A 6,000-nucleotide genomic window follows, 5' to 3' on the forward strand; every position below is an offset into this window, starting at 1 on the left:
GGCCGGGCACGCGCGCCGAACTCTCACGGCACCGACAGACCGCGGTCGCCGCACCTACCCGCGCCTGAATACCACTCGGGCCGGTCGCCTGTCCATCTCCTCGATCAACAACGCTGGACCGTACCGACGCTGCGGAAGCCCTTGGGGTGGTCCGCGGCACTCGTATGGGCTATGTGTTCATCATTTCAAAGGATCTATGAAGCTCTTATGTGCGTGCGAATCCCCGAGGATGGCTGGGTGAGCAAGACATATGAAGAGACGCTGTTCGACATGGTTGTTCGCCATGGTGCTCGCGGTCGGCACGATGGGGTTGCTGGGCGCTCCGCAGGCCCCGGCGGCCGCCCGGGGTGGGTTCACCTTGCAGGCGGCTGCGGCCTTGACGGATTCCGAGCGTACTGATCACGGAGCCGAGTGGTCGAAGGACCGCATGGACCGGGTTCTGTCCAGCTCGAAGGCGCCGGCGTCAGAGCTCGCCGCTCCGACCGCCGAGACGTTCTATGTCAGCCCGAACGGCGACGACAGCAATGACGGCCTGTCCCCATGGAGACCGTGGAATTCCTTGTCCAAGGTCAACAGTACGGCACTCGCCCCGGGGAGCCGGGTGCTCTTCCAGCGGGGAGGTACGTTCCGGGGCACGCTGATCGTCAACAGTTCAGGTGCTCCGGGCGCGCCGATCGACTTCGGTGCTTACGACGTGGGGGCCGACCCGGTGATCGATGGGTCGGCGCCGCCCGATGGCAAGGGTTCCGCGTGGGCCGCGATCTCTGTACAGGATCAGGACAATATCGAATTCCATGATCTCACGGTCACCAATAATCGAACAACGCACCGCGACGGTGTCGACGATGCCGATGCGTACGGTTTGATCGTAGTCAATACCGGCAGCCGGAAGTTAAGCCACTTTCGAGTTACGCGCCTTACCGTTCACGATGTTACGTCGCTGAAGGTGCGCCCGAATTTCGATGCAAACGTCCAGGCGGGAATCTCCTTCCAATCCTTGGCGCCGCAGCGCGCCACTATCGACGACGTGGCGGTGCGAGTCACTAATTTCCTTGGTGGCACCCGTTTTGGCGCCCTATTGTCGGGTGTGTCAAATTCAATTTTCAGCGACAATAGTTGCAGTCACACCGGGGGCTCGTGCCTCCTCGTCGGTTCGTCGACAAACGTACTGATGGAAAGGAACAATATCGGCTGGACCGGCTCCAAAGGCCCTGGACAGATTGGCCGCGGAAGCGGAGCCTGGGTGATCGGTTCGTCATACTTTGTGGCTCAACATAACGTTGTGTATCAGTCGCAAGGGGAGGGCGATTCCTCCAGTATCCATGTCGACCTGTCTAACCAGCACGTTCTCCTGCAGTACAATTTTGAATATGAAAATGCCGGATACGGCCTGGAAATTCTGGGTGGCAACAAGGATGTCATCGTCCGCTATAATATCAGCATCAATGACGGATATCGGAAGCCTGTCAGTCTCAATGGGCAGCCTCATGGCGGAATGCTGTTCCTCAGTGGATGGCGAAAGAATTCCGGAATCGCGATCTACAATAATACGTTCGTTACCGGAAAGCAGGGGGATCAGCCCTTCTGGATCGTAGGCACCCATGCCGGTAAAATCTACAACAACCTCTTCGTTGCATGGGGGGCTGCGCACATCAACCACGTCTTCAAGCGCCCTGCGGATGTGGGAAATCTGACATTTACCAATAATTTGTTCGTCGGCAGCAACACTGCCGCTGAGGTTATCAACCTCGATTCACACCCGGTACGGGGTCTTCCGAGATTCTGCAGTGATGGCAATTATTATTCGCCGCAGTCGTACCGGCTGGCCGCGGGCAGCCCTGCCCACTTCAGTGGAATCTGGGGGCAGAGTGGATTCCCCTTGGCCGGCAATGGAATTTTCGCCGGCGTAACGCCCACCGCACTGTGGGACTTCTTCGGCAACGCACTTCCCTGGAACAACAGACCGAACATCGGCGCTTATCAGGGGCCGGCCGCCTGTCATCTCTAATGCGGGTGTAGTCATAACTGGAGAACACACAGCGACGGGGCCGGGCAGGAACACGCTGTCCGGCCCCCTGGCTCTGAGACAAAGATGACGCGGGCCGGAGCGGCCGTACCGCTCGGACAGGCCCCGACTCAAGCCGCTACGACGCCGAAGCCCTGAGACCACAGCGGGAAGAGTGCTCACTGAGCATCTTCAGCCGTCACCCGATCGGTGATCACTCTGAAGAACCTCACTCGGTCGACTTATCGGTTCGTAGCTCTAAGGGATGAGAGGGATCTTCTGTAGCGTGTCGGATCCACATAGTCCTGGGTAGCCGTTGGGCCGGGCGTGGAAACGTCAGTTGCCTGAATGCCTGTTATGGGAGCTGGGATGCGTCCGGGACCTTGCCCTTGGGCGGATTCTGCGTGACAGCGTGAAACCCACGCCTCAGTCCCGTCGAAACCGTTACTGCCTGCTGAGCCGGTGGCCGTGCCCCATGCCACTCAACGGCCGTTATTCCCACCATGAAGAAGCGCAGCTCCATCGTCACTGCAGTTCTGGCCGTTGCATCGGGTGCCCTCGCCGCCACGCCGGCACACGCTGGACTCCTCGACGGCACCCTCAACAACCTTCAGGTCATCGACCACATCGCGGCACTGGCCACAAACATCAACAGTGATCCACAGAGCACCGAGAACACCAATGCCAACACCCGCGCTGACGGGAAACTGAACAACGCTGTCGGGCAGTATCAGTAAAGGGCACAGGACAGTCACGCTCCGTCTACTTCCGTGCCGCCGGGAGACCCAGGAAGGGACGCGAAACGAACCTGGGTCTCTGTGTCCTGCGTCCGGTGTTTTCCCCTGACAGAAGCGTTCCGTCCGCGCAACTGGTGCCTGGGCCCGGCAGGGTCCCAGGCACGGCGGACGGGTTTCGTCCGTGCCGTCCCGGAGCGCCCCGCCTCGCGCTACGGTGAGGACACACGCCAGCAACACCCAGGAGCCTCCGATGAGCCAGCAGCCGGCCCCCGTGCCCGACCGTCAGCCCGTCGATGGGAACGCCGCCGCCTCGCTCCGTGCCTACGCGGCAGACCAGCGCGCCCGGGTCGACGTCCTCGCCTCGGTCCTGGAGGACATCGCTGAGAACGGCTACCCGGCCGCGGAGTCCGGCGTGCTGTGGGAGGAAGCCCGCGATGCCCACCTGGAGCGCCTCGCCGGCGACCAGCCCCGTGTCGCCTGAGCACGCACCACGCCGGTCCCAGGTCGTCCTGGTGGAGCCCGCGCTGAGCCAGCTGACGAAGCTGACCGCGGCCGAGACACACCGCCTGGACCGCGCGATCGTCGCGATCAGCGTCAACCCCGAGCTGGGCACCGCGGTGCCCGACACCTTGCTGCGCGACTACGCGGACGACGTCGACGAGGTCCGGGTGATCTACTACGTGACCGCCCTTCGGCAGATCACCGTCGTGGCGTACGTAGAGGCCTGAACAGTGCCCCACGCCGGTTTCACGGCTGATGGCCGCCCACGCCGCAGACGCCTTCGCCGATCAGAGCGCCGCCCCCACCCCCACCGACCGCCGGGCCAAGCAACTCGTCCTGACCCGGAGGAGCTGCGGGAACGGCTGCTTGAAGGTCCTGACAGAGGAACCCCTGTTCACCGAGCTGACCCAGGACGAGCAAGACGCGCTGCAGGGTCTGCTCAAGCGGACACTTTCCCGCGCTGAAACCCCCAGGCTTGACGGCGTCGGACAGCAAATCGCGCGCACAGACGGGTGCGGTGCGAGGAGCCTGCTCGGATACCCGTGAGCACATGGGGGAGCCAGATGTTCTGGGATGGAGCCCTGCCGCCGGAGCACCGATGGCAGGGCACGGCCCCGTGCGGCGGACGTGCGCTACAAGGGGAGCTGGACACACGCACGTCGTTTCGGGAAACAGCACATCCTTGCCCGGCCCCTGCACTGGGACTGTAAATCCTCGTTCGGTGTAACTCCCGATCATGGAAGATGCATCGATGGCCAGTGAGAACGTGGCCGAGAATGAGGCTGTCGAGTCGACAGCTGCTGTGTCAGCGAAGGCCGTGGACGACAGGCTGATCGACGAGTAGGTGAGTCGGGCCCAGGCCGGGGGCCTGCAGCTGGCCGGCGTTCCGGGCTGTTCCGGCAGCTGTCAAGAAGCGGCAGAAGCGCCTCACCACCAGTGAGGTCCAGGCCAACCTCGCGGAGGTCTATGGTGCAGAGGTCTCCCGGCAGACCATCTCGACGATCACGGACAAGGTCCTGGACGGCATGGCCGAGTGGCAGATCCGGCCTTTCGACTTCGTGTATCCAGTGGTCTTCGTTGATGCCATCCACGTGAGCGCCACCTGTTCAACGGACTCCTCGGCTGCCTGCAATCCCACAGCGAGAACATTGCTTTCCACGCAGCCACTTGACGCGCTGGACGCATCAGATGTCTCGAGGTCCTCGAAGGGCCCAGCCGGCCCTCGGCGGACTTCTCCCACACCCGAAGCTCGACCGCGGCTTCACCGAACGCCTGCGTCAAGTCGGCTAGATGGGCCTCACATTGCTGTTCCCGGCTGCTGGGGCCGGACTTCCCGGCCGCCAGTCCGGCCCGGCCGGACTCCAGGAGCTGGCGCTTCCAGTTCCTGACCGACTGCTCGGACACCTTCGCCCGCCTCGTCGCCTCGGCGACGGTTGTCTCACCGGCCAGGATTGGACAGCACGATCCGGACCTTCTCCTCCGGCGGCAACGCCGGCGGCCTCACCATGAACGAGCAGACTCCTTCACGCAGCAGGGCCCGCAAGAAACGAGCCCTGCCACATAGTCTGACACGCGACACCAGGAGCCGATGCCCGCACGCGGGCGGCCACGCCTGGAGCAGGCTCCGCATGCGCGGATCATCTGGCACCGCGGTGTAAAGCGAAGCCTGCAGACTCCCGCCCCGCCACCGACAACGTGACCCCATGCCAGGTGTGAAGACCTCATCCGAGACCTCCACACCGGCCTGAACATCACACCGGTGAGACGCCCTACGAACCGGTGCCGGTGCTGCCTGTGCCCGTGCTCGTGCCGGTGGTGCCGGTGCAGGTATTCGCGGCTAGATCAGCCACAGTCTTGAGCACGTTGGTCAGTGCTGTGTCAATGTTGGCTTTGACGGGTGGGTAGGTCACGACTGCAGTGATGAAGATTTGCAGGTTTTGACGCAGCTGGAGTTTCAGGGCTTCACAGCCTGGTCCAGTGGGGTGGGGCCTACCTGACATGCACCCTTGGGCTTGAATCTGAAGGAAGGTCTTCTCTGCTGCCATTACGGCTGCGCGGGCAGCGGCAACATCAGTCGGTGTGGCGGATAACGCGGTTGCGCTGGCCTTCAACTGGCCTGCCAGGCTGGCAGTCAAAGCAGTACAGTCGACGGACGGCATCTTCTTGAGAGCATGGCTGGCGGGTGCGGCATACTGCTGGGACGTGGCAGCGGCATCCGGAGCGAGGAGCATCGTCAAGGATGCTAAGGCGGCGACCGATCCAGCAGCAAATCCGTAGCGTTTGGTGGCTCTCATCGTCTGCCTTTCAGTTGCAGGAAACATGTGTGGTGCTGTTGCCCCCTCATAAGAAAACCACCTAGACACGTGCGCGCAACTCAGAGTGCGCAGAAAGTGACATCACGTGCAGGCCGATGAGGACACGGTCCGGGATGTGATCCACAATTTCGACGAGATCCACCTGGCCTGCCTGGACCCTAATTCGTTGATAGCGGCGCCGGTTGGCTTCTCGCAGCGACCGGGCTGTTCGACAGCGGGACCGTCACGCCTTTCTGGACCCCCGGTCCATGAGGCTTCGGTCCGACATCTCCAAGCCGTTCGCGTCACCAGCGCACTGCACATGCCTCGATCTTGACCGGGGTTCAATGACTCGGGTCGGACGAGAGGTCACTGAACCCTTCTCATCCTGTGCTTCGCGGCCGTTGGCGGCTGCCGGTCGGGTCCGTAACGCGGCAGGGCTCCTGGTCGTTGCGCTGGTGAT

General features: G+C 62.7%; 7 protein-coding genes and 1 pseudogene. 6 read left to right on the forward strand and 2 right to left on the reverse strand.

All coding sequences use genetic code 11. From position 1 onward, the window contains the following. Positions 1-283: 283 nt before the first annotated feature. The 6 genes and pseudogenes from ACZ7HQ_RS42575 to ACZ7HQ_RS42600 form a co-directional block, all read left to right on the forward strand. Positions 284-2,008, forward strand: a complete 1,725-nt coding sequence (locus tag ACZ7HQ_RS42575) for a right-handed parallel beta-helix repeat-containing protein (RefSeq protein WP_471002240.1) — start codon at positions 284-286, stop codon at positions 2,006-2,008. 500 nt (positions 2,009-2,508) lie between these two features. Then, on the forward strand, positions 2,509-2,742 hold the full coding sequence (locus tag ACZ7HQ_RS42580; RefSeq protein ID WP_471002243.1) for a hypothetical protein: 234 nt from the start codon (positions 2,509-2,511) through the stop codon (positions 2,740-2,742). Between the two features lie 250 nt (positions 2,743-2,992). Beyond that, the gene (locus tag ACZ7HQ_RS42585) at positions 2,993-3,223 is read left to right on the forward strand and encodes a hypothetical protein (RefSeq protein ID WP_471002246.1); all 231 of its coding nucleotides are present in this window, start codon (positions 2,993-2,995) and stop codon (positions 3,221-3,223) included. Further along, positions 3,177-3,470, forward strand: coding sequence for a hypothetical protein (locus ACZ7HQ_RS42590; protein ID WP_471002249.1), 294 nt, complete (start codon positions 3,177-3,179; stop codon positions 3,468-3,470). Before ACZ7HQ_RS42585 ends, ACZ7HQ_RS42590 begins: the two co-directional genes overlap by 47 nt. A gap of 28 nt (positions 3,471-3,498) precedes the next feature. Beyond that, positions 3,499-3,789, forward strand: a complete 291-nt coding sequence (locus ACZ7HQ_RS42595; RefSeq protein ID WP_471002252.1) for a hypothetical protein — start codon at positions 3,499-3,501, stop codon at positions 3,787-3,789. A gap of 205 nt (positions 3,790-3,994) precedes the next feature. Beyond that, positions 3,995-4,337 (forward strand): annotated as a pseudogene (locus ACZ7HQ_RS42600) (transposase); the annotation flags it as partial. Here ACZ7HQ_RS42600 and ACZ7HQ_RS42605 read toward each other — a convergent pair. Next, complete coding sequence (locus ACZ7HQ_RS42605; RefSeq protein ID WP_471002257.1) at positions 4,246-4,647, reverse strand: hypothetical protein; 402 nt, start codon at positions 4,645-4,647, stop codon at positions 4,246-4,248. The pseudogene ACZ7HQ_RS42600 and the gene ACZ7HQ_RS42605 overlap by 92 nt on opposite strands. A gap of 365 nt (positions 4,648-5,012) precedes the next feature. Beyond that, a complete protein-coding gene (locus tag ACZ7HQ_RS42610) occupies positions 5,013-5,537 on the reverse strand; it encodes a hypothetical protein (RefSeq protein WP_471002254.1) in 525 nt (174 codons plus the stop codon). Between the last annotated feature and the right edge of the window lie 463 nt (positions 5,538-6,000).

The organism is Streptomyces sp. NPDC037290 (assembly GCF_055603245.1).